The organism is Acidobacteriota bacterium, assembly GCA_040754075.1.
GTDB lineage: Bacteria > Acidobacteriota > Blastocatellia > UBA7656 > UBA7656 > JBFMDH01.
This window is the reverse complement of sequence record JBFMDH010000003.1, coordinates 371,113-395,354: the sequence shown is the minus strand read 5'-3', so window position 1 is coordinate 395,354 and position 24,242 is coordinate 371,113. Positions and strand designations below refer to the sequence as shown.

The following is a 24,242-nucleotide window of genomic DNA, read 5'->3' as shown; positions in this document are numbered from 1 at the left end:
GGAGACTCCTTCTGTTTGTGAAAATGGAAATTGCAAAACAGCAAGAGCATTTCCAGATGCTGTCATTTCGTCAACCGCCACCACGATTGTTTCAGATTTTCAAAGATCCTTTTTCTTGAGGTCTATAGTCGCCTCTGCAATGTGCGTGTATTATTCATCACACAACAAAACCGGGAAGGCAATCAGCTAAATTGGAATAATTTGAATTTCTATATCCGCTGAACCGGTAAAAGGTTGCGCAGTCACTGCTCAAGTTTGAGCAAACCTGAATGAGGAGAATCAGCAAATGTCCGAATCGCGAATCGCCGTCTTTGAAGAGATGGTCAAAGATAATCCCGATGAGGTGATGGTCTGGTACGGATTGGCAAGCGAATATTCAAAACTGAGTCGTTGGTCGGATGCGGCAAACGCCCTGAAAAACGTGATTCGCCGTAACCCCGATTACCCCGCCGCGTATCAGATGCTGGGCACGGCGTTGATGAATCTGCAAGACGCCGATGAAGCGCGGCGCGTCTGGACAGCAGGCATTGCCGCCGCAACCCGCACAGGCGACTGGAAAGCCGCGCAACATATGGAACGCCTGCTTGCCGAAAGCGCCAGCGAAAATCAATCAGACTTTTGCGCTTAATTTATTTTGCAAACGGAGAGATGAATGACTAAATTACTTGCTCTATTGCTATGGTGTTTATTGCCTTTTTCTTTAATCGCTGAAACCGCGAACCCACCCAGCCGCAATACTGAAATCATTCAAACCAAACGCCGGTCGCTTGCCGAACGTTTGGGATTTCAAGCTACCGATAAAATTTTAATCATCAATTGTGACGACGTAGGCAACAGCCATGCCTCGAATGCCGCAGTCATCGACGGCATGGAAAACGGCTTAATCACTTCGGCAACCATTATGGTTCCCTGTCCCTGGGTGCCGGAAATTTTCGCTTATGCCAAAGCCCACCCGGAAAAAGATTTCGGTCTGCATTTGACCCACACAGCGGAATGGAAAGGTTATAAATGGAGTCCGGTGGCGAGCAAATCCGAAGTGCCGGGCTTGGTTGACCCGCAAGGTTATCTGTGGCCTGACATTATGAGCGTCTATGGTCACGCGACGACTGAACAGGCGTATATTGAAGCGAAAGCGCAAATCAAAAAAGCCTTGGATGCGGGCGTTGATGTCACGCATCTCGATTCGCACATGGGCACTTTGCAATACAATGACAATTATTTTCAGGTTTATCGAAGGCTTGCCAATGAATTCAATTTGCCGATTCGCATGGGTTCGCAGGAGTTGTTAGCGGCAAATGGCGGCGGGCATCAGCGCGGGCAGTTAGACGCCGACGGCATTGTCTATCCCGATTATCTGATTACCGGCGGTCCCGCCAAAGGTGAATCGGTCACTGATTATTGGAAACGCCTGTTGAGTAATTTGAAACCGGGCGTCACCGAGCTATACATTCACGCTTCGGTTGCCGGTGAAGAGATCAAACACATTACCAATTCGTGGAAAGACCGCGCCGAAGAGTATCGCCTGTTTACCACCGACGCAGAGGTTCGCAAAATCCTGGAATCGCAAAGCGTCAAGCGCATCGGCTTTCGCGCGCTTCGCGATTTACAACGCAAAGAACGCGCCGGGATGAAGAAGTGAGTAATGATCAATAGAAAGGTTGTTCGCTAAAATGAGGAGTTGCAATCTTTGGTTGACGAGCAAATATGGAAAAAGTTTGCGGTTTTTCTCCAGTGCGGGAAAATATATGGGTAAGTTTTAAGTCATTAGACAGGAGGTTCATCAATGAGCGCACACCAAATAGAAACGGTATTAACCAAAGATGGGGTGCTGGTTTTAAATGACCTGCCCTTTCAAGCGGGCGAAACTGTTGAAGTTATCATTGTTTCCCGCAGCATAAAAAAAGATGTTAAAAATCCATACTCCTTGCAGGGGACGCCACTAATTTATGAAAACCCGATGGAGCCTGTAGCGGTTGAGGATTGGGAAGCCTTGAAATGATTATTCTCGATACACACATTTGGATATGGTGGGTTCATAACGATAAGAAGTTGACGAACAACCAACGAAAATGGATCAAGGATAATGAGTCCTATGGACTTGGCATCAGTGCTATTTCATGTTGGGAGGTTGCCAAGCTCGTTGAACTTAAACGACTCACCTTGCCTGAACCGATGGCTGATTGGTTCGACAAGGCACTGAACTACCCGGGTATTTTATTGATCAACCTTACACCTCAAATCGCTTTGGAATCTACACAGTTGCCACCCATATTTCATAATGATCCGGCAGATCAAATCATTGTGGCGACCGCGCGGGTTTATGACTGTGCATTGTTGACAGCCGATGCAAAAATCCTTGCCTACGCTCATGTGAAAACCTTGAAGTGAGGCAGGCTTTCGCGCGCTTCGCGATTTACAACGCAAAGAACGCGCCGGGATGAAGAAGTAGTTATAAAGGTTCTTGTAGCAGAGAGCAGGACAAATGAATGAACACGTGGTTGACCTGATGAGCAAAATCGTCAATAGACTCCTGGGGGATGAAAAATCATTTTATTCCCTGAATGATGAAGAGAAGGTCGCTCTGAGGCAACAGATTGGCGGTTATCAGATGGCGTACCGGATGCGAGAATGGAAAAAAATGCCTGGCGGCGTTGTGAGGTAGCAATTGAATTAGTAAAAGTTGGAGAGATTGAACAGGCATTCAGCCTGTTGCAAGAAGCCATAAATATAATTAAGCCGTTGCTCAACGGAGACCCTTGTCACGATCATTCGTATTATGAGCAGGTAAAGACGCTTATATGCATCCCGTCAATTTGCGCTGAATTCGGATATTTTGAGCAGGCAAATGTATTACTTAAGATACTGCCTGAGAAGTAGAAGCAAACCGCATACGAAAGGATCAGAGAGCATCACAGATGCGGGAATACACTGAGGAGTTATTTTCCATGAAACGCAGGTGTTTTATTTTGCTAGTGGTAATCGCAGTGCCTTTAATCGCAACTGCGCAGACCAAATCCAAAGGTGTGTTACTTGAAAATCTCACCTGGGTTGAAGCGGAAAAAATTCTGAAACCCGAACGGGTCGTCGTCATTCCGCTCGGCGCGCAGGCGAAAGAGCACGGTCCCCATCTCAAACTCAAAAACGACTGGCTGATTGCCGAGTATTTGAAAAATCGCGTTCTGCAAAACGCCGATGTAGTGATTGCGCCGACCGTGAACTACAACTTCTATCCGGCATTTGTCGAATATCCCGGCTCAACTTCACTCCGATTGGAAACCTCGCGCGATTTGCTCATCGACATTTGCAAGAGCTTCGTTCGATTTGGCGTACACCGGTTCTATATTTTGAACACAGGGATTTCGACGCTTCGCGCCCTGAAACCCGCCGCCGACCTGTTAGCGGCTGAAGGAATACTGATGACCTACACAGACCTTGCAAAACTTACGGGCGAGGTCGAAAAACGCATCAGCAAACAGGAAGGCGGCACTCACGCTGATGAAATTGAAACTTCGATGATGCTCTACATCGCGCCTCACACGGTTGAGATGAAAAAAGCCGCCAAAGATTTTCACCCCGGTAAAGGAAGACTCACGCGCGACCCGAACCATAAAGAAGCAACCTATTCGGCAACCGGCATCTGGGGCGATGCGACGCTGGCGACACGCGAAAAAGGTAAGGTGGTTGTCGAAGCCTTGGTCGCCGGAATTTTGAAAGATATTGAAGAACTCAGCCGCAGCAATCTTCCCGTTGCTCCAAAGCAATGAAGCGTTTTGAAGTTTGCACGAATTAACATCTAAGGAGAAAAACCATGCATCCTGTAAAACTCGTTTCGCGAATCATGCTTGTCATCGCGCTGCTCGGTTTCAGCTTGAACGTTTTTGCGCAAGGTCAGATGCCGAGCGTCGAAGAGGTCAAAGCCAAATACACCAAAAAAGAGGCGCAAATCGTGATGCGCGACGGCGTCAAACTGTTCACGTCGATTTATATGCCGAAAGACACGTCGCAAAAATATCCGATTATGATGAGCCGCACCCCTTACAGCGTCGGACCCTATGGCGCTGACGCCTATAAAAATTCGCTCGGCCCGTCGCTGCTCTTTCAACAGGAAGGCTACATCTTCGTTTATCAGGATGTGCGCGGGCGTTATATGTCGGAAGGCGATTTCAAATGGATGACGCCTTTCAAGCCGAATAAAAAAGGGAATGAGGTGGATGAATCGACAGACACCTATGACACCATTGAATGGTTGATTCAAAACATCCCCAATAACAACGGTCGCGTCGGCGTCTGGGGCATTTCATTTCCCGGTCACTACACGGCGCAGACGTTGACTGATGCGCACCCTGCGTTGCGCGCCGCTTCACCGCAAGCCCCGATGGCAGACAACTGGCTTGGCGATGATATGCACCACAACGGCGCATTCTGGTTGCCGCACGCTTTCAATTTTATTTCGAGTTTTGGCAAGCCCCGCACCGGGCCGACCACCCAAGGTCAACCGGGCTTTCGTCATGGCATGCCCGATGGCTATAAATTTTTCCTGGAGATGGGGTCGCTTGCCAATGCCAACGAAAAATATCTCAAAGGCGAAATCAAAATCTGGAATGAATGGATGGAGCACGGCGATTATGATGAATACTGGCAGGCGCAAAACGTGCCGCAACGTTTGAAAAATGTCAAACCATCGGTTGCCGTGATGACCGTCGGCGGCTGGTTTGATGCCGAAGATTTGCAAGGACCTTTGAATATCTATGCAGCGATTGAAAAGCACAATCCGAAAACCTATAACACGATTATCATGGGTCCCTGGTCGCATGGCGGTTGGGCGCGCGGCGATGGCGATGGACTCGGCAATGTGCGTTTCGGCTCGAAAACTTCGGCGTTTTATCGTGAAAATATCGAACTCAATTTCTTCAATTACTTTCTGAAAGACAAAGGCGAAAACAAATTACCCGAAGCCTATATGTTCAACACCGGCGCGAACAAGTGGTGGACAATGAGCGATTGGCCGCCGAAAAATGTCGAAACCAAAAGCGTCTATCTGGACGTGAGCGGCAAACTCACATTCACTGCGCCAGGCAATTCGAGTTGTTTTGCCGAATATGTGAGCGACCCGGCAAAGCCCGTACCGTTTATCGACTACACGGCAATCGGTATGACTCGTGAGTATATGACCGATGATCAACGCCATGCCGCAACGCGACCCGATGTAGTGGTCTATCAAACCGAACCGCTCAGCGAAGATATGACCGTCGCAGGACCCATCAAAGTGAGCCTTGAGGTTTCGACATCGGGAACCGATTCGGATTTCGTGATCAAGGTGATTGACGTTTACCCGGATAATGCGCCCGACAATTCGCCCAATCCCAGAGGCATTCGCATGGGTGGCTATCAAATGTTGGTGCGAGGCGAACCGATGCGCGCCAAATATCGCAACAGTTGGTCAAAACCCGAAGCGATGGTGCCGAACAAAAAGACCAAAGTGGAATTCACCATGCCGGATGTTTTTCACACCTGGCTCAAAGGTCATCGTTTGATGATTCAGGTGCAAAGCAGTTGGTTCCCATTGGTTGATAGAAACCCGCAGAAATTCATCAACATCTACGCCGCCAAAGACAGCGATTTCCAAAAAGCCACGCAGCGCGTCTTCTGTACATCGCGTGTGATGTTGAATGTGATGCGTGGGCAAGATTAGGTATTCAGGAGTCAGAAGTCAGAATGGAAGAAAGTATGAAGTAGGAACGATGAACGATGAACAGCAGAGATTCAAAATGTTCATCGTTCCTACTTCCGCGTTCATCGTTTCCTTGATTCTGTCTTCTGACTCCTGAATTCTGTCTTCTCTTTCCTATGAAAACTCGCACCTTGCATCGCTTCATTGGCTTGATTATGCTCTTGCCGTTTATCGGTTGGGCAATCACCGGCGCGATATTTTTTTTGAAGCCCGGTTATGCGGGCGCTTATGAACTCTTGCAAGTTAAAACTTACCCGCTCGAATCGCAAACGGTGATTAAACCGCAAAATGATTGGCTCGAAGCGCGGCTGGTGAAAACCATTCTCGGTGAACATCTGTTGGTGCGCACAGCGCAAGGCGCAAGGCATCTCGACCCGCAAACGTTAGCGCCGCGAAACGAACCTACGGAAGATGAAATTCAAAAACTTCTGAGCGATGCGTTGCAAATCAACCCGTCGCGTTACGGGCACATCAATAAAATCGAAGGCAAGCAAATCACGACCGACACCGGCGTGCGCGTGACCTTGAATTGGGAGCGGTTGACGCTCACACAACGCGGCGCGGATACCGACCGCATTGACTGGTTTTATAAAATTCATTACTTGCAATGGACAGGCATCGCCCTGCTTGATAAAACGCTTGGCGCCGTTGGCATCGCGCTTGTGGTCATTTTAAGCCTGCTCGGTTTGCGATTGTTTTTCAGGAGAGGGTGAATTAGGACAGCCATTACCCAATTTATGACCTAATTAATCAGGTATTACCTAATTCCCACTTTTCAGTTTTGCGCCATTGTGCATCTCGACCACGTTTTAAACATTCAACCTGCGGTTGCATTTGTTTCAAGGTGTAGCGAATTAAATCTATGCTCACGCCCGGACACTGTTTTTGAATATCGGCAATGCGAAAGCTTTGCCGAATAACACCGCTTCGACGCGAGATGGCGCGATGACAACGCCTTCGATGCGATTTGATGAAATGGCGCTTTCAATCACAGCGTGTTCGCGCAAGGCTTTCAAATTTTGGGGTGACTGTTTGGTGAAGAGTTCCTGCTAGCCGCGCGCTTCGCCCAAGTCCGCAAGATACCAGGATGTGGCAAGAGGTATGGCGTTCAACTGATTAGCAAATAGTTTTAGGGTTTTGATAGCTTGCTGTCCTCCTGATGAAAGTTAATTGAAAGTGCGGTGAATCAAATTGCTAAACTTGCAGACATAACCTACATTCGCTTTATACTTGGTGGCAACAACAAAAGACCGTAAGCTTTGATTGAGGAATTGAAAATGGCTGAAAAGCAAATTGCTCCTTTTGGTTCTTGGAAAACACCCATCACCGCAGATTTGATCGTGTCAGGCACCATCGGGCTTGGCGAAATCTCTGTCAACGGCGATGACCTTTACTGGATTGAAGCGCGCCCTGCGGAAGCCGGGCGCAATGTTCTGGTTCGTCGCACAGGCGATGGACAAATTACAGATATTACTCCTGCGTCACTGAACACCCGCACGCGAGTCAATGAATATGGCGGCGGCGCGTATCTGGTCACCGACGAGGCAATCTATTTTTCCAACTTTGCCGATAATCTTTTGTACAAACAGACCGGAGACAGTTTGTCGCAGCCGCTTACCCGTGACAGCCAAATGCGCTACACGGATTTTGTGCTTGATAGCGCCCGCCACCGGTTAATCGCGGTTCGCGAAGACCATACGCTGAGCGACACCGATTGCACGAATACCATCGTGAGCATTGACCTCGCGACAGGCGAAAACACTGTGCTGGTTGAAGGCTGCGATTTCTATTCATCGCCGCGCCTTTCGCCCGATGGCAAACAGCTCTGCTGGATGGAGTGGAATCATCCGAACCTGCCTTGGGACGGCACCGAGTTATGGACGGCAGACCTCAACCCGGATGGCACTTTTGCCAAATGGGGATGCGTGGCGGGCGGCAAAAGCGACTCCATCTTTCAACCCGAATGGTCGCCTGCGGGTGTCCTGCATTTCGTCTCTGACCAAACCGGCTGGTGGAATCTCTATCGTATAGTTAATGGCAAAACCGAACCGCTTTATGAAATGGAAGCCGAATTCGGCTACCCACACTGGGTGTTCCGTCTGTCGCTTTATGATTTCGTTTCGGCAAATGAAATCATCTGCACCTACAACGTGCAGGGCAACTGGCAACTCGGACGTTTGAATACCACTACACGGACGCTTTCGCCGATTGAGACTGCTTACACAGACATTCGCAGTTTGCGGGTTGGCAAATCTCAAGCCCTTTTCATCGGCGGTTCGCCGACTCAAATGGACGCGGTGGTGAGCCTCAACCTTGCAACAGGTGATACCCAGGTGTTGCGCCGTTCAAGTGAGCTTGCAATTGATGAAGCTTATTTATCGATTGCTCAAGCCATCGAATTTCCAACCGAGAATAAGCAAACCGCCTATGCGTTTTATTACCCGCCGAAAAATAAAGACTACGAAGCGCCCGCAGATGAACGTCCGCCGCTCATCTGCATCAGTCATGGCGGGCCGACGGCGGCAACCTCAAGCACCCTGAGACTGACGACACAGTTCTGGACATCGCGCGGGTTTGGTGTGGTTGATGTGAATTACGGCGGCAGCACCGGCTATGGGCGTAAGTATCGCGAACGCTTGAATGGCAACTGGGGCATTGTCGATGTCAATGATTGCGTCAATGCCGCGCGTTTTCTGGTTGAACAGGGCAAAGCCGATGGCGACCGCTTAATCATTCGCGGCGGCAGCGCCGGCGGCTACACCACACTTGCGGCGCTCACCTTCAAAGATTTCTTCAAAGCCGGGGCGAGTTATTTTGGCATCAGCGACCTGGAAGCCCTGGAACAGGATTGCCATAAATTTGAGGCACGCTATAACGCGAGTTTGATTGGCCCACACCCGCAGGCTAAAGAGCTATACAAAGCGCGTTCGCCGATTCATCACACCGAGCGGCTTTCGTGCCCGATTATTTTGTTTCAAGGACTCGATGACAAAATCGTCCCGCCCAATCAAGCAGAAATGATGTTTGTGGCGTTGCAACAAAAACAGATTCCTGTTGCCTACATCACTCTGGAAGGCGAAGGTCACGGTTTTCGCAAAGCTGAAAACATCAAGCGCACGTTGAACGCCGAACTCTATTTTTATTCACGGGTTTTCGGGTTTGCGGTTGATGTGCAATTGGACGACGACTTGTTGAAAGGTTTCCATAATTTTCCGCCGTCATAGAATGCAGCCTTCGACTGCTCCTTCAACTTGAAATGATTGCGGAAAACCCCGGTTAGTCATTCTTTCAAGATGGCAGATGTTCAGAGTAATCCCGCGTACTCGGCTCGACGGATGGCTTCAAGTCGCGAGTGAGCATTCAGTTTGCGCAGAATGTGTTGCACGTGGTTGTGAACCGTGGTGCGGCTGACGTGCAGTTGCTGGGCAATGGTTGCTGTGGTGATGCCTTTGGCGAGCAGACGCAAAATCTCCAGTTCACGATTGGTCAATCCGATGTCGTGGGCGGCGGCGCGCGTCGAAGCCATCAAGGTCGTTACCTGCTCGGTGGGTAACTGGGTTTCGTGAACGACGAAATCGCGCACTAAAACTTCCAGCTTTTTCCGCACATCGATTTGCCGGATAACATGAATTGAATAGGGTGATGTCAGGTTTGACTCATTGGCGATCAGGATGGAAATGTTGCACCATTTTCTGCCTTCGACGGTTTGCACCTGTAAATCGAAATTGCTGATTGGATGATGTTGTCTGACCGATTGCTGAATCATGCAGTCCCGCGAACAAACCGCTCCGCACTCATCCGTGCCTTGAAGAATCGAACCACAGGATTTGCCTAACACGTCGCGCATCGGCAGCCCAAACAGCCTTTCCGCAGCCTGATTCCAGGCGACAATCAGCCCGTTACCATCAACGGCAAACGCGGAATCCGAAGTGCTATCCACCAGTGATTTAATCTCTCGAAGCCGCATGTTGATACCTGCTTAATTAAAATGGCATGGTCTGATTATGGTACGAGTCAGGCTGAAAACGCAATCGCTTCATTGCCGCCTGACCGAAGTCCGAACCCACAGTAATCAGGCGAAAGTAACCGATTCACCCGCGCGCCACTTCTGCCAACCGCCCGAACTCGTCGTTTCGCCCAATTCAACACGCCAATCAAAAAAATGATGTGATGTGATTATTGTCCCTGCGGCAAGGAAAAGTGATGATAGAGGACAAAGATGTATGTTTGTGATGTGAATCAACATGATTTTATCAAAAGCAACAGCTTACGGAATTCGAGCGCTGGTTTATCTGGCGAATCACTCGGATTCTACGCTATGCAGTTTGCAAGAGATTGCCGAATCCGAACAGATTCCGCCGGTGTATTTGCGTAAATTGCTGGGCGAATTGCGCCGCCACCGCTTGCTGCGTTCCGTCAAAGGCATTCATGGCGGCTATGAACTTTTGCGCGCCCCGCAAAGCATCACGCTCTGGGAAGTCTTTCGTGTGCTCGAACCAGACCCTTATCTGGACAGTTGCATACTGGCTTGCGGGGTGTGTCAATCGCCAAACTCTTGCGCCCTGCATGAAGACTGGCAACAATGGCGGCAGAGTTTACTCGCACTGTTGCAGAAAAAGACGATTGCCGAGCTGGCATCTTCAAAACGCAGTTACCAGACCGTGGAAATCGCCGAAATTTAATTGCGCCTTTACGGCTGAGATGCCGGATAAAATTCAGCAAAATTCGGAGTCGGTTTTATGTCAGGTAGAGTGATTATAGTCAAAATATTGTGTGTGTTTATTGGGATTTTCATCCTCTTTGCCGGTTTCACGCAACAGGCAACAGCGCAAACGCCGCCCGCCGGCGCAATGGATTTCGAGAAGCGTTGTTACAGTTGTCACAACATCAATGGCGGCGATAAAAAAGGTCCCGATTTAAAAGGTGTAACCGAACGGCGCTCGAAAGAATGGTTGCGCGAATTCATTCAAGCGCCCGCCGCCCTGAATCGCAAAGGCGATGCGGATGCCAACGCGCTGTTTAAGAAATTCGCTCCCGAAGTCATGCCCGACCAGGCGCTCACAGCGGAGCAGATTTATGGTATCTTAACGCTTATTGAGTCTCTCACCAAAAAAGGCGAGACCTTTATTCCGGCAGGCGCAAAACTCTATCGTCCAATCGAAGCAGGCGACATCGACGCGGGGCGCGACACTTTCGCGGGCAAAGTCGGTCTCAATAACGGCGGCACTTCCTGCATCGCCTGTCACAATGTCAACGGCATAGGCAGTTTCGGCGGTGGCACGCTTGGACCCGATTTGACTGCCGTCAATGCCAAGTACAAAGACCCCGAATTGATTTCAATTTTACAGAACCCGAATTTCCCGACGATGAAAAGCGTTTTTGGCGCAAAGCCTTTGACCGATGAAGAGATTGTCCGCCTCTTCGCTTATTTTCAAAACGCCAAATTCACTTATCCGGCGGCGCAAACCCAGTCACCGGTCGCGCCGCTCAACTTGTGGTTTCCAGTAATCGGTTTCGTCGCCCTGGTGTTGTCACTTGTGGCGCTCAATCGCATTTGGAGAAATCGGCTTCGCGGCGTGCGCGAAGAACTGGTGCGGAGGAATAAACATTGAATTGGATTAAAGATTTAATCAGTCCCGAAACGCGCTCCTGGGAAGAGTTCTATCGCAATCGCTGGCAGCATGACAAAGTCATACGCAGCACCCACGGCGTCAATTGCACCGGCGGTTGCAGTTGGAATGTCTATGTCAAACAGGGCATCGTCACCTGGGAGATGCAGGCGCTCGATTATCCTTTGCTGGAAGATGGCTTGCCGCCTTATGAACCACGCGGCTGTCAACGCGGCATCTCTTATTCGTGGTATCTCTATTCGCCCATCCGCATCAAATACCCTTACATTCGCGGCGCTTTGCTTGATTTGTGGCGCGATGCGCGACGCGATTTCGATGACCCGGTTGCCGCCTGGGAAGCCCTCGTCAGCGATGAAGAATCGCGCGCCCGTTATCAACGCGCCCGTGGCAAAGGGGGTTTTCGGCGCGGCGATTGGGACGAGTTGCTTGAGTTGATTTCCGCCTCGGTCATCTACACCATCAAAAAACATGGCTCAGATCGCATCACGGGATTCTCGCCTATCCCGGCAATGTCTTTCCTGAGTTACGCCGCAGGGGCGCGCTTCCTGCAACTGCTCGGCGGCGTCAACCTCAGTTTTTATGATTGGTATTGTGACCTGCCGCCGGCTTCACCGGAAATCTGGGGCGAGCAAACCGACGTTGCCGAAAGCGCCGACTGGTATAACTCGAAATTCATGGCGGTGATGGGGTCAAACCTCAACATGACGCGCACGCCCGATTGCCACTTCGCCGCCGAATCGCGTCACAATGGCACCAAGATGGTCGTGCTGGCGCCAGACTTCAATCAGGTCGCCAAGTATGCAGACCAGTGGATTCCGCTGCATGCCGGGCAAGACGGACCCTTCTGGATGGCGGTCAATCACGTCATTCTCAAAGAGTTTCATGTTGAAAAACCGACACCCTATTTTTTGAACTACGTCAAACGCTACACCGATTCGCCTTTCTTAGTGAACCTTGAAAAGCAAGATGAGAGCTACGCGCCAGACCGCTTGCTGCGCGCCAATCAACTCGACCGCTATAAAAATGAAGAAAACGGCGACTGGAAATTTTTAGTCTATGATGCGCTCTCGAACGAAGCGCGAATGCCCGGCGGTTCGATGGGGCATCGCTGGGGACAGGAACAAGGCAAATGGAACCTTGAATTCAAAGACGCCAGCGACGGGTCAGAAATAGACCCGCAATTATCTTTCATTGAAACTTACGACGAACTTGTTTCTGTAGCCTTTCACGAATTCGCTTCGGGCTTTGTCTTTCGTCGTCAGGTTCCGGCAAAACGCATACAGACCACGGACGGCGAACAACTCGTGACGACCGCTTACGATTTATTGCTCGCGCAATTCGGCGTCAGTCGCGGACTCAAGGGCGATTACCCCGACAACTACGAAGATGCGCGCTACTCCTATACGCCCGCCTGGCAGGAGCAATTCACAGGCGTAAGCCTTGAGACGGTCATCAAGTTCGCCCGCGAATGGGCGTCAACCGCCGAGGCTACCGAAGGCAAATGCTCGGTCATCATCGGCGCGGGTATCAATCACTGGTATCACAACAACCTGATGTATCGCGCCGCCATCACCGCTTTGATGTTGTGCGGTTGTGTAGGCAAAAACGGCGGCGGCTTGAATCATTATGTCGGGCAGGAAAAACTGGCGCTCGTTGGTTCGTGGTCAACCATTGCTTTTGCCCGCGATTGGGTTCCGGCAGTGCGTCTGCAAAACGCGCCATCCTGGCATTACGTTCACAGCGAGCAGTGGCGTTATGAAGGCAACTTCACCGAATATCACACCGTGCCGCCAAACGCCGACGCGAACGGCGCAGCAAGCCTTGCCAGCGGTCACGCCATTGATTTACAGGCAAAAGCCGTGCGCTGCGGTTGGCTGCCTTTCTATCCGCAATTCGATAAACCGAATCGGCAAATCGTCAACGATGCAATGCGCGCCGGCGCAAAGAGCGATAAAGAGATCGTTGATTACACGGTTCGTCAACTTCAACAAAAGCACATTCATTCAACGATGGATAATCCGAGCGCCCCGGAAAACTGGCCTCGCGTGTGGTTCATCTGGCGCGGCAACGCTTTGATGTCGAGCGCCAAAGGTCATGAGTTTTTCCTCAAACATTATCTCGGCACGCATCACAACGACGTTGCCGAAGAGTGCGCCGAAGGCTTCGTCAAAGACGTGTTGATGGACGGCGACGCGCCGCAAGGCAAAATGGATTTGGTGGTTGATTTGAATTTCCGCATGGATACTTCGGCGCTCTATTCCGACATCGTGTTGCCTGCGGCGACGTGGTACGAAAAAGCCGATTTGAATTCAACCGATATGCATTCGTTCATTCACCCGCTGTCGGAAGCGGTGCCGCCTTGCTGGGAATCGCGCAGTGATTGGGACATCTTCCGCGCGCTCGCAAAAAAAGTCTCCGAGCTTGCCGAAAAACATCTGCCTGTGCCGGTGAAAGATTTAGTGGCGTCGCCGCTCGCGCATGACACACCGGATGAACTGGCGCAACCTTCGATCAAAGACTGGGGCAAAGGCGAATGCGAACCCGTGCCCGGAAAAACCATGTCGCATCTTACGGTTGTCGAGCGTGATTATCCGAATCTTTACCATCAATTCATCTCGCTTGGACCACTGGCAAAGAAAAACGGCATGGGGGCGCACGGAGTGAAGTATGCAGTCGCCGACGTTTACGATGAAGTGCTGGAATCGCAACATTACGCCTTGAGCGAATGGAATGGGCAGCGCTATCCATCGCTGCGCAGAGCCGAAGAAGCGGCGGACATGATTTTGTTATTCGCGCCGGAAACCAATGGCGAGCTTGCCTATCGCGCCTATCAATTCGTCGAAAAGAAAGTCGGCTTGCCGCTCGCAGACCTCGCCGAAAAGAGCCGTCACGCGAGAGCCACTTACAAAGACCTGCAATCGCAACCGCGCCGTTTGCATAACAGCCCCATCTGGTCTGGATTGATCAATGACGGACGGGCGTATTCGGCATTCACATACAACTACGAAAAGCTGGTTCCCTGGCGAACCCTCACCGGACGGCAGCAATTTTATTTAGACCACGAAGGCTACATCGCATTTGGCGAAAACCTGCCGACCTATAAACCTGTGCCTAAGCCTGCGCAGTACGGCGACCTCAAACACAGCCGCACCGACGGCAAGACGCTGGCATTGAATTACCTGACGCCGCATGGCAAGTGGCACATTCACTCGACCTATTCGGACAACCATCGAATGATGACCCTGTCGCGGGGTTGCGAGCCGCTGTGGATAAACGATGAAGACGCGGCGGCGCTTGGCATCAACGACAACGATTGGGTCGAAGCCTACAACGACAATGGCGTAGTCTGCACCCGCGCCATCGTCAGTGCGCGTATTCCGCGCGGCATTTGCATTCAATACCACTCGCCGGAGCGCACGCTGTCAGTGCCGAAATCGCCTATGCGAAATAACCGTCGTGCCGGCGGTCACAACAGCTTGACGCGCATACGCTTGAAACCGGTGTTTATGGTCGGCGGTTACGGACAGTTCACTTATCACTTCAATTACTGGGGACCGACGGGTGTCAACCGCGACACCTTCGTGTTGGTGCGCAAGATGGAGAAAGTTAATTGGTGATAAAACAGTCGAGAGGCAAGAGTCTGGAGTTGAGAGTCGGAGACAACCGCAGCCGCCTATCGCTCCATTCACTCCAGACTCTTGCCTCTCGACTCCAGACTTTTACGGAGAAGATATGGATGTTCGCTTACAAATTTCGATGGTCTTTCATCTCGACAAGTGCATCGGCTGTCACACTTGTTCGATAGCCTGCAAAAATGTTTGGACTGACCGCAAAGGCGCGGAATACATGTGGTGGAATAATGTCGAGACCAAACCCGGAACCGGCTATCCGACGGCGTGGGAAGACCAGGAAAAATACAAAGGTGGTTGGGAGCGTAAAAACGGGCAGCCCGAATTGAAGATGGGTGGGCGCGTGCTGCGCGTCTTGAATGTTTTTCACAATCCCTATATGCCCAAGCTTGATGATTATTACGAGCCTTGGACGTATAAATACGAAGACCTGTTTAACGCGCCGGAAGGCGCAGACCAACCGACGGCGCGACCGATTTCGATGGTCACGGGACAACCCATGAATATCGAAGCGGGACCGAATTGGGATGACGATTTGAGCGGTTCGCCTATCTATGCCGCCAACGACCCGAACTTCGCTGCGCTCACCGACAAACAACGCCAGGAGTTGTTCGAGATTGAACGACTGGTCTTTTTCTATCTGCCGCGCATCTGCAATCACTGCTTGAACGCTGGCTGTGTGGCGGCTTGTCCATCGGGAGCGATTTACAAACGCGGCGAAGACGGCATCGTTTTAATCAATCAGGAAGTCTGTCGCGGCTGGCGTATGTGCGTGACCGCTTGCCCATACAAAAAGACCTTCTATAACTGGTCAACCGGCAAAAGCGAAAAGTGCATTCTGTGTTTCCCGCGCCTTGAAACCGGGCAAGCGCCCGCCTGTTTTCATTCCTGTGTCGGCAGGATTCGTTATCTCGGCGGCTTGCTCTATGACGCAGACAAAATCCTTGACGCGATGAATGTGCCGGATGACCAACTGGTTGAAGCGCAGCGCGATTTAATCCTTGACCCGTTCGACCCGGAGGTGCGCGAAGCGGCGCTCAGAAACGGCATAGATGACGCGACGCTGGAAGCCGCGCGCCGTTCGCCGGTTTACAAATACGTCAAAGAGTGGAAACTCGCTTTGCCTTTGCATCCCGAATTTCGCACCCTGCCGATGTTGTTTTATGTGCCGCCGCTGTTGCCGGTGATGGCGAATACCGATGATGGAACTTACGACACGGCAAATGCTGAGTTGTTTTCGCCAATCGAAAAAGCGCGCCTGCCGATGCAGTATCTGGCGAAACTATTTTCCGGCGGCAACCTTGAACCCGTCCGCTATGCCTTGAAGAAACAGTATGCCGTGCGTTTGTTCAAACGTCTGGATACCGTAGGCGATATGGATAAGGTTGTGGTCAAGCACGCCCTCAACGAAGTCAAGATGAACGAAGCGGAAGCCGAAGCGGTGTACCGGTTGACTTCGTTGCCGACGATGGATGAACGCTTCGTGATTCCGCCGTCGCACAGAGAAGAAGCGATGCAGATGTTGAGCGATGATTTTCTGATGGACAGGGGCGAAGCCGGTATGGGCTTTCGCGACCGACCGGCGCGCGGCGCGTAACTTCAGAATGAGGGCTTGATGATGATTTGGATAGCACTTGATTGCGGCTGTGCCGCAGGAACTGCGAGACTGCAATGAAACAACCTTATGAAATTTATGCCGATTTGCTCGATTATCCGACCGCTGATTGGCTGTCGCGCATAGCCGAAGGCAAATGCTTGATGAATCAGAAACCCTTGGCGAGCGCCGCACGGTTGCTGGAATTTCTGCAAGCGGTGGAAGACTTGTCGCTGGCAACACTTCAGGAACGCTATACGCAGACCTTCGATTTGAATCCGGTGTGCAATCTGGAAATCGGTTATCACCTGTTTGGCGAAAATTATAAGCGTGGCGTTTTTCTGGCGAAGCTGCGCGAAACCGAAACCCCGTTTGCCTTGGGACAAGCGCGACAGTTGCCCGATTACTTGCCAGTGTTATTGCGCTTGCTTGTGAAACTTGAAGACGCGGAACTGCGCGGCGCGTTGATAACCGAATGCCTGATTCCGGCGCTTGATTTGATGACCGCGGCTTTGCAAAAAGCTGAAAACTTTTACGGCAGTTTGATAGCGGCAATCGCTGCGACCTTGAAAGACGAAGCGCCGCAAGCAAACGCCAATGTCGAAGCGTCGGCGTGGCGCAAGAGCGTCGGATTGCCGGTGTTGCAATCGCATCCATTTTGATTGGCTAAATGAGAGGTCAGGTTTATGTACGATAATCTTTTTTTCATCATCATTCCTTATGCCGTAGTCATCCTGGCTGTCGTCGTGAGTGTGCAACGCTATATCAAAAAGCCTTTCACTTATTCGAGCCTGTCCTCGCAATTTCTGGAAAGCGGCGAACTTTTTTACGGCTCAGTCTCCTGGCACATTGGCATTCTGGCGCTGTTTTTCGGGCATTTGATCGGCTTGCTGTTTCCGCGACAGGTCTTGTGGTTTAACGGCGTGCCTTTGCGGTTGTACCTGCTTGAAAGCATTGGGCTGTTATTCGGTTTGATGGCGCTTGCGGGGCTGGTGAATTTAATTATCCGTCGTCACACCTCTGCGCGCATTCGCGCCGTCACCTCAAAGATGGACATCGTGGTGCTGTTGTTGTTGCTCACCCAAGTCGGGCTGGGCATTTACATCGCCATTTTTTATCGCTGGGGGTCGTCGTGGTATGCGACTTCACTGGTGCCTTACCTGCGTTCGTTATTTACCCTGCAACCCGATTTAGCGATGATGGCGCCGTTGCCGCTCGGTGTAAAACTTCATGTGTTAAATGCCTGGTTGTTGCTTGCGGTGTTTCCGTTTTCGCGCCTTGTGCATATGTTGGTCGTGCCGATTCCCTATTTGTGGCGACCTTATCAACTGGTGATGTGGAATTGGAATCGCAAAAAGATTCGCGGTCAGGCATGGCATCCGAAACCGCACCCGGCAGAAGTGGCTGCGCCATTAAGCGTCGAACCGACAGCAACGAATCGTCCGGCAATTACGAGGTGAGAAGATGAGTTTGAGGACAGCAAAAATCGTCTCTCTGCTGGTGACCATCACCGGGGCAATCGTTTTGTGGCAAGGCGCTAGTTTCAGTTCGCTCGGCAATCAACAAGGCTACGAGCCTGTGCAACCCATCAACTTTTCGCACAAGTTGCACGCCGGAGATAATCAGATTGCCTGCCTCTATTGTCACACGGGCGCGGATAAATCGAAGGTTGCGGGCATCCCCGCCGCTTCGACCTGTATGAATTGTCACAAGCGAATTTTGAAAGATTCGCCGGAAATTCAAAAGATTGCTCAAGCAGTTGACGAAAACCAGCCCATCGAATGGGTGAAGGTCAACGATTTGCCGGATCACGCGGTGTTCAATCACAGTCGTCACGTCGTCGCTGGTCTCAAGTGCCAGCAATGTCACGGCGCGGTGGAAACGATGGATAGAATCTCGCAAGCCGACCCGCTGTCAATGGGGACTTGTGTGACCTGTCACCGCTCGCATCGCGAAGTGACGCTGGATGCAGCGGGCAGACCGGTGGTGACTGAAGAAGCGACCGCGAAAAAATTGATGGCTTCGACGGATTGTTCGGTTTGTCATCATTAAAAAAGTGATGAGTGATGAGGTTAGAACACACCTTTCACCACACTCATCACTCATCACTCATCACTCGGAAGAGAGTCTTATGACCGAAGAGAAACTTTGGCAAATCATCAAACGGCAAGATGCCGACGAACGCGAATCGGGCGATGCGCCGCGCTCAACGATGCCGCGTCGCGCGTTTATCGAATTGGTAGGTTTTTCGATTGCGGCTGCGGCACTCAGCGGTTGCCGCGCCCCGGAACAGAAAATTATTCCTTACGTGAACCAGCCGGTTGAATTCACGCCCGGCGTTGCCAACTGGTATGCCTCGGTGTGCGGCGGTTGCCCGGCGGCTTGCGGCACACTCGTCAAAGTGCGCGACGGTCGCCCGATTAAACTCGAAGGCAATGCCGAACATCCGGTAAGCCAAGGCGGACTTTGCGCCCTTGCTCACGGTTTGGTATTCGGGCTTTATGACAGCGAACGCTTGCGCCAACCGTTAATCAAATCGCAAGCGGCAACCTGGGAAGACGCTGACCAGCAAATCAACTGGCAACTCACGACCATTAAACAATCGGGCGGCAAAGTGCGCCTGCTCAGTTCGCCGACTACCAGTCCGACTTCACGCGAAACCATCGATAATTTCCTCAAGCAATTCACCGATGGCAAACACATCGTCTATAGCGCCGTTTCAAATTCAGCGATTCGTGAAGCGCATCAGCAAACGCATCACCTCGCGGCTTTGCCCAGGTTTCATTTCGACAAAGCGAAAACGATTGTGAGTTTCGGCGCGGATTTTCTCGGCGCGTGGATTTCGCCGGTGCAATTCACCCGCGCTTATACGGCGGCGCGCAATCTCCAACCTGAGCAGCACGAGTTATCGCATCACATTCAATTTGAATCGCGTTTGTCCTTGACCGGCAGCAACGCCGATAAGCGTGTGAAGGTTTCGCCCGCCGAAGAGATAGGGGCGTTGTTAATGCTTGCGAAGTTGATTGCCGTGAAAGCCAGAGTTGCCAATCAAAGTGATTTTGCCGCTATCCCTGCCGAACGCTTGCCTGCGAAAGTTCGACAAGTTGTCGAACAAGCCGCTGAACAATTAATTCGCCATCGCGGCGCATCGCTGGTCATCAGCGGCGCAAACAACACGGACGCGCAGCAGGTTGTCAATTTCATCAATCAGACGCTGGGCAATTATGGCAAAACGCTTTTCATCAGCAACGCGGCGCAACCACGCATTGAAAACGATAGCGACATGGTTGAACTGGTGCGCGAGATGAACGCCGGTGAAGTCGCCGCGTTGATTATCGTGGATGCCAATCCGGCTTATGATTTTTACAACAGCCATGAATTCAAAAACGGGCTGGCAAAAGTTGGCTTGAAGGTTTCGCTCAACGCATACCTTGATGAAACCTCTGCACTGGTTGATTATGTCTGCCCGCGAAATCATCAGCTTGAATCCTGGGATGATGCCCAGCCCGTGACCGACGTTTTCAGTTTGAGTCAACCGACGATTGCGCCACTGTTTCAAACGCGAAGCTGGCAAGAGAGCCTGTTGCGTTGGAGCAATGACGAGCGCAAATTTTACGAGGTATTGCGAGCGCGTTGGCAAGCGCAGCTTTTCCCGCAACAAACCAAACATGCGAGTTTCGATGAATTCTGGGACAACGCCCTGCACGATGGCGCATTCGTTATTGAAGCGACGCCCCCGGTAACGCCCGCCACTTTTTCCGCTGATGATTTGAGCGCGGCGGTCAAACGTTTAACACAACGCGCTGATGAAACGGCGGGCAAATTGTACCTGACGCTTTATGAAAAGATTGCTTTGCGCGATGGCTCGCAGGCAAACAACCCCTGGTTACAGGAATTGCCCGACCCGATTACCAAAGTGACCTGGGATAATTATGCCTGCATCTCGCCGGCGCTTGCCGCAAAGTTGCAACTCGAAGATGGTCGGGTCATTCGCATCAGCAAAGGCGATACGGTTGTCGAACTTCCGGTTTACATTCAAACCCACCAACACGACGATTGCGTGGCGATTGCGGTTGGATATGGCAGAACCCGCGCCGGCAAAGTCGGCAATGGGGTTGGCGTGAACGCTTATCCGTTGGTGGCTTTCGATAACGGCGCGTTTCAGTATCAAACGTCAGACATCACGATTGAAAAAACGCCTGCCAAAGTTGAACTGGCATTGACGCAACGCCACAACACGCTTGATGGCAGACCGCTGATTAAAGAAGTGTCGCTTGCGGAATTCCTCGAAGGTCACACGGAAAACCAGGGCAAAATCGAACATCCGAAAAGCATCTGGCAAGACCACGCCTATCCTGAACACAAATGGGGTATGGTGGTTGACCTCAATGCCTGTACGGGTTGTTCGGCTTGTTTGTTGAGTTGTCAGGCGGAAAACAATGTGCCGGTGGTCGGCAAAGACGAAGTGCGGCGGCAACGCGAAATGCACTGGCTGCGAGTTGACCGATATTACGAAGAGGAGAAAGAGCAGGAGCGGGTGATTTATCAACCGGTGATGTGCGCGCAATGCGAGAACGCGGCGTGCGAAAGTGTCTGCCCGGTGCTGGCGACTGTGCATAGCAGCGAAGGGCTGAATATGCAGGTTTACAATCGCTGCGTCGGCACGCGCTATTGCGCCAACAACTGCGCCTACAAGGTGCGCCGCTTCAACTGGTTCGAGTATCAACATCCAGACCCGATTGCCAACCTCGCGCTCAACCCGGATGTCACGGTGCGCACACGCGGGGTGATGGAAAAATGCACCTTCTGTGTGCAACGCATTGAAGAAGTGAAAATCCGCGCGCGCAATGAAGAACGCGAAATCATCGACGGTGAAATTCAAACCGCCTGCCAGCAGAGTTGCCCTGCACAAGCAATCACCTTTGGCGATTTGGTCAATCTCGAAAGCCGCGTCAATCGCTTCAAACACGACAAGCGCGATTTCATATTGCTTGAAGAATTGAATCTGCGCCCGGCAATCAGCTATCTGGCAAAGGTGCGAAATATTCAGGAGGAGAAGGCATAACTATGGCTGTGGCGTTTGAAAAAATCGTTCACGAAGAGAGTAAGTCAGACACTTCGCCTGAAGCGCTCTCGCCGCTTCGCAAACCGCTCATCGAAGGCGACAAAAGTTACGGCGAAGTTACGGAAGACATCTGTAGCCTGCTTGACAGAAAACCCGGCGTCGGTTGGTGGACGGCATTTCTCTCGGCTTTTGTGGTGATGTGCGCCGGAATCATTGCCACCGCGCACACCGTCAACACCGGCATCGGCACATGGGGATTGAATAAAACCGTGGGCTGGGCTTTTGACATCACCAATTTCGTTTTCTGGATTGGCATCGGTCATGCCGGAACTTTCATCTCGGCGATTCTTTTTCTGTTCAATCAGAAATGGCGCACCTCGGTGAATCGCTCGGCGGAAGCCATGACGTTGTTTGCGGTGATGTGCGCGGGAATTTTTCCGGTCATTCACATGGGGCGACCGTGGCTGTTTTACTGGATATTGCCGTATCCCAATCAACGCGGCTCGTTGTGGGTCAATTTTCGCTCGCCCCTGGTGTGGGATTTCTTTGCGATTTCAACTTACTTCACCATCTCTGCGGTCTTCTGGTATCTCGGCTTGATACCTGATTTGGCGACGGCGCGCGACCGCACGGTGTCAAAATTTCGTCGCGCCGTTTACAAAGTGATGAGTCTCGGTTGGAACGGCTCGAATCATACCTGGTCGCGTTATGAAACGGTCTATATGGTGTTGGCGGCACTGGCGACGCCTCTGGTGCTTTCGGTTCACAGCATCGTCAGTTTCGATTTTGCGACCTCGGTGATCCCGGGCTGGCATTCGACCATCTTTCCGCCGTACTTCGTCGCGGGAGCGGTCTTCTCAGGTTTTGCGATGGTGATGACCTTGATGATTGCCGTCAGAAAATTGATGCGCCTCGAAAACTACATCACCGTGCAGCATCTGGAAAATATGTGCAAAGTGACGTTGTTGACCGGCTCGATTGTCTCCATCGCCTATCTTACGGAAATCTTCATCGGCTTTTACAGCGGCAATCCCAATGAATCCTTCGTCATCATCAATCGGGTGATGGGACCTTATGCCTGGGCATTCTGGACGATGGTGACCTGCAATGCCATCGTGCCGCAACTCTTCTGGTCGAAACGCATTCGCACTTCGATTCCGGCAATTTTCGTGCTGTCAATTCTGGTCAATGTCGGTATGTGGTTTGAACGCTTCGTCATTATTGTCACCTCGTTGCACCGCGATTTTCTGCCGTCAAGTTGGGCAAGCTATATGCCGACGCTCACGGAAGTAACGATTATGTTTGGCAGCTTCGGCATGTTTTTCACTTTCTTTCTGCTCTTTTTAAGGCTCTTTCCGGTCATCTCGATGAACGAAATCAAGGGGGTATTGCATTATGCTCGCCGTTAAAGCTTCAGCCAATGTTCGCTATCTCGCCATCTATTTCAAACGTGAAGATGATTTGAAAGCGGCGGCGATTGAAGCCCGCGAGTCGGGTTTTGAAATTCACGATGCGTTTACCCCGTTTGCGGTTCACGGGTTGGATAAAGCGGTCGGCTTGAAACGCTCGAAACTGACCTGGATTGCGTTTATCGCGGGAGCCGTCGGTTTGACTTTCGGACTCGGTTTGCAGGTGTGGACTTCGGCGTATGACTGGCCCTTGAATGTCGGCGGCAAACCGTTCAATTCGTTTCCGCTGTTTATCCCCGTGACCTTCGAGTTGATGGTGTTGTTTTCGGGATTGATTGCCATTGGCGTCCTGCTCATCAACAATCGTTTGTGGTTGTTCAGCAAAAAACAGACCTTTGACCGCGTCACCGATGACCGTTTCGTGCTGGTGTTAAAACAAGCCGATGCCGCCTTCGATGCCCGACGAGCATTTAAAATCGTCAATAAACACGGGGCGATTCGCGTCATCGAAGGAGATCAATTCGTATGAAAAAAAGGCTCGAATGGTTGACCGTCCTGCTGTTGCCTGTGGTGGTATGCGGCGGCTTGTATCTGCTTGGTCGGGATGTGACGGTACGCAATCGCGAGTGGACAACGCAGATGCAATATTCGCCCGCTTATCTTTCGCAGACTTCAAACCCGGTGTTGCCCAATCGCATGACCGCGCAGATGCCGGTCGAAGGCACCATTCCCAGAGGTTATAAACCGTTCCACTTTGGCGCGGGCGAAGCGGAAGCCGCAAGAGCCGGACGCGAATTGAAAAACCCATTTGCGCCGACGCCGGAAAATCTGGCGCGCGGGCAATACATCTACTCCAATTATTGCGCGGTGTGTCACGGCGCGACGGGCGGCGGTGATGGCGCGATTATTCCGAAATATCCCAATCCGCCTTCGTATAAAACCGAAACTTCAAAAAATCTACCGGACGGTCAGATGTTTCATGTCATCACGCTGGGACGCAAGGATATGCCGGCGCACGCCGCGCAGGTCGGAGTTGATGACCGTTGGAAAGTGATTCTCTACATACGCCAATTGCAGAGACAGTAAACAGAAAGGCAAAAGGCAAAAGGCAAAAGGCAAAAGTAATTCCTCAGCCTTGTTGATAATTGAAATTTTGCGCTGGAGGCGCAGAGGAGCTTAGCCAG

23 protein-coding genes are annotated in these 24,242 nt (G+C 51.4%); 21 read left to right on the top strand and 2 right to left on the bottom strand.

Going from position 1 to position 24,242, the window contains the following annotated elements; all coding sequences use genetic code 11:
* Nucleotides 1-286: 286 nt before the first annotated feature.
* The 9 genes from AB1757_05610 (at nt 287) to AB1757_05570 (ending at nt 6,444) form a co-directional block, all read left to right on the top strand.
* Nucleotides 287-628, top strand: a complete 342-nt coding sequence (locus tag AB1757_05610; GenBank protein ID MEW6126496.1) for a tetratricopeptide repeat protein — start codon at nt 287-289, stop codon at nt 626-628.
* 24 nt (nt 629-652) lie between these two features.
* Nucleotides 653-1,639: a polysaccharide deacetylase family protein gene (locus tag AB1757_05605; GenBank protein MEW6126495.1), complete on the top strand. Its 987-nt coding sequence runs from the start codon at nt 653-655 to the stop codon at nt 1,637-1,639.
* Nucleotides 1,640-1,783: 144 nt separating this feature from the next.
* Nucleotides 1,784-1,999 (top strand): hypothetical protein, encoded by a 216-nt coding sequence (locus tag AB1757_05600; GenBank protein ID MEW6126494.1) that lies wholly within the window; start codon nt 1,784-1,786, stop codon nt 1,997-1,999.
* The gene (locus AB1757_05595; GenBank protein ID MEW6126493.1) at nt 1,996-2,388 is read left to right on the top strand and encodes a type II toxin-antitoxin system VapC family toxin; all 393 of its coding nucleotides are present in this window, start codon (nt 1,996-1,998) and stop codon (nt 2,386-2,388) included. The genes AB1757_05600 and AB1757_05595 overlap by 4 nt, the downstream gene beginning before the upstream one ends.
* A gap of 94 nt (nt 2,389-2,482) precedes the next feature.
* Nucleotides 2,483-2,662: a hypothetical protein gene (locus AB1757_05590; GenBank protein MEW6126492.1), complete on the top strand. Its 180-nt coding sequence runs from the start codon at nt 2,483-2,485 to the stop codon at nt 2,660-2,662.
* Nucleotides 2,629-2,877: a hypothetical protein gene (locus tag AB1757_05585; protein ID MEW6126491.1), complete on the top strand. Its 249-nt coding sequence runs from the start codon at nt 2,629-2,631 to the stop codon at nt 2,875-2,877. Before AB1757_05590 ends, AB1757_05585 begins: the two co-directional genes overlap by 34 nt.
* Before the next feature lie 68 nt (nt 2,878-2,945).
* Entirely contained in the window at nt 2,946-3,764 is an 819-nt protein-coding gene (locus AB1757_05580; protein ID MEW6126490.1) for a creatininase family protein, read from the top strand.
* Between the two features lie 44 nt (nt 3,765-3,808).
* Nucleotides 3,809-5,692: a CocE/NonD family hydrolase gene (locus tag AB1757_05575; GenBank protein MEW6126489.1), complete on the top strand. Its 1,884-nt coding sequence runs from the start codon at nt 3,809-3,811 to the stop codon at nt 5,690-5,692.
* Nucleotides 5,693-5,847: 155 nt separating this feature from the next.
* Nucleotides 5,848-6,444: a PepSY domain-containing protein gene (locus AB1757_05570; GenBank protein MEW6126488.1), complete on the top strand. Its 597-nt coding sequence runs from the start codon at nt 5,848-5,850 to the stop codon at nt 6,442-6,444.
* A gap of 153 nt (nt 6,445-6,597) precedes the next feature.
* Here AB1757_05570 and AB1757_05565 read toward each other — a convergent pair whose 3' ends face one another.
* Entirely contained in the window at nt 6,598-6,738 is a 141-nt protein-coding gene (locus AB1757_05565) for a hypothetical protein (protein MEW6126487.1), read from the bottom strand.
* Between the two features lie 270 nt (nt 6,739-7,008).
* Here AB1757_05565 and AB1757_05560 point away from each other — a divergent pair, with 270 nt between their 5' ends.
* Nucleotides 7,009-8,955, top strand: coding sequence for a prolyl oligopeptidase family serine peptidase (locus AB1757_05560; protein MEW6126486.1), 1,947 nt, complete (start codon nt 7,009-7,011; stop codon nt 8,953-8,955).
* Nucleotides 8,956-9,035: 80 nt separating this feature from the next.
* On the opposite strand, the gene AB1757_05555 is transcribed toward AB1757_05560, so the two are convergent.
* Nucleotides 9,036-9,698 (bottom strand): LuxR C-terminal-related transcriptional regulator, encoded by a 663-nt coding sequence (locus AB1757_05555; GenBank protein ID MEW6126485.1) that lies wholly within the window; start codon nt 9,696-9,698, stop codon nt 9,036-9,038.
* Nucleotides 9,699-9,975: 277 nt separating this feature from the next.
* On the opposite strand from AB1757_05555, the gene AB1757_05550 reads away from it, so the two are divergent.
* The 11 genes from AB1757_05550 (at nt 9,976) to AB1757_05500 (ending at nt 24,144) form a co-directional block, all read left to right on the top strand.
* Entirely contained in the window at nt 9,976-10,413 is a 438-nt protein-coding gene (locus AB1757_05550; protein ID MEW6126484.1) for an Rrf2 family transcriptional regulator, read from the top strand.
* A gap of 57 nt (nt 10,414-10,470) precedes the next feature.
* Nucleotides 10,471-11,343, top strand: a complete 873-nt coding sequence (locus AB1757_05545; protein MEW6126483.1) for a c-type cytochrome — start codon at nt 10,471-10,473, stop codon at nt 11,341-11,343.
* On the top strand, nt 11,340-14,978 hold the full coding sequence (locus AB1757_05540; GenBank protein ID MEW6126482.1) for a nitrate reductase subunit alpha: 3,639 nt from the start codon (nt 11,340-11,342) through the stop codon (nt 14,976-14,978). Before AB1757_05545 ends, AB1757_05540 begins: the two co-directional genes overlap by 4 nt.
* Nucleotides 14,979-15,093: 115 nt before the next feature.
* Entirely contained in the window at nt 15,094-16,587 is a 1,494-nt protein-coding gene (gene narH / locus AB1757_05535; GenBank protein ID MEW6126481.1) for a nitrate reductase subunit beta, read from the top strand.
* A gap of 74 nt (nt 16,588-16,661) precedes the next feature.
* Nucleotides 16,662-17,246, top strand: a complete 585-nt coding sequence (gene narJ / locus AB1757_05530) for a nitrate reductase molybdenum cofactor assembly chaperone (GenBank protein ID MEW6126480.1) — start codon at nt 16,662-16,664, stop codon at nt 17,244-17,246.
* 24 nt (nt 17,247-17,270) lie between these two features.
* On the top strand, nt 17,271-18,044 hold the full coding sequence (gene narI, locus AB1757_05525) for a respiratory nitrate reductase subunit gamma (GenBank protein ID MEW6126479.1): 774 nt from the start codon (nt 17,271-17,273) through the stop codon (nt 18,042-18,044).
* A 4-nt stretch (nt 18,045-18,048) separates the two neighbouring features.
* Nucleotides 18,049-18,636, top strand: coding sequence for a cytochrome c3 family protein (locus AB1757_05520; GenBank protein MEW6126478.1), 588 nt, complete (start codon nt 18,049-18,051; stop codon nt 18,634-18,636).
* 79 nt (nt 18,637-18,715) lie between these two features.
* The gene (locus AB1757_05515) at nt 18,716-21,649 is read left to right on the top strand and encodes a molybdopterin-dependent oxidoreductase (protein MEW6126477.1); all 2,934 of its coding nucleotides are present in this window, start codon (nt 18,716-18,718) and stop codon (nt 21,647-21,649) included.
* Nucleotides 21,650-21,651: 2 nt separating this feature from the next.
* On the top strand, nt 21,652-23,058 hold the full coding sequence (nrfD, locus tag AB1757_05510) for an NrfD/PsrC family molybdoenzyme membrane anchor subunit (GenBank protein ID MEW6126476.1): 1,407 nt from the start codon (nt 21,652-21,654) through the stop codon (nt 23,056-23,058).
* Nucleotides 23,045-23,587: a DUF3341 domain-containing protein gene (locus AB1757_05505; GenBank protein MEW6126475.1), complete on the top strand. Its 543-nt coding sequence runs from the start codon at nt 23,045-23,047 to the stop codon at nt 23,585-23,587. Before nrfD ends, AB1757_05505 begins: the two co-directional genes overlap by 14 nt.
* Complete coding sequence (locus AB1757_05500) at nt 23,584-24,144, top strand: cytochrome c (protein ID MEW6126474.1); 561 nt, start codon at nt 23,584-23,586, stop codon at nt 24,142-24,144. Before AB1757_05505 ends, AB1757_05500 begins: the two co-directional genes overlap by 4 nt.
* The last annotated feature ends 98 nt before the right edge of the window (nt 24,145-24,242 follow it).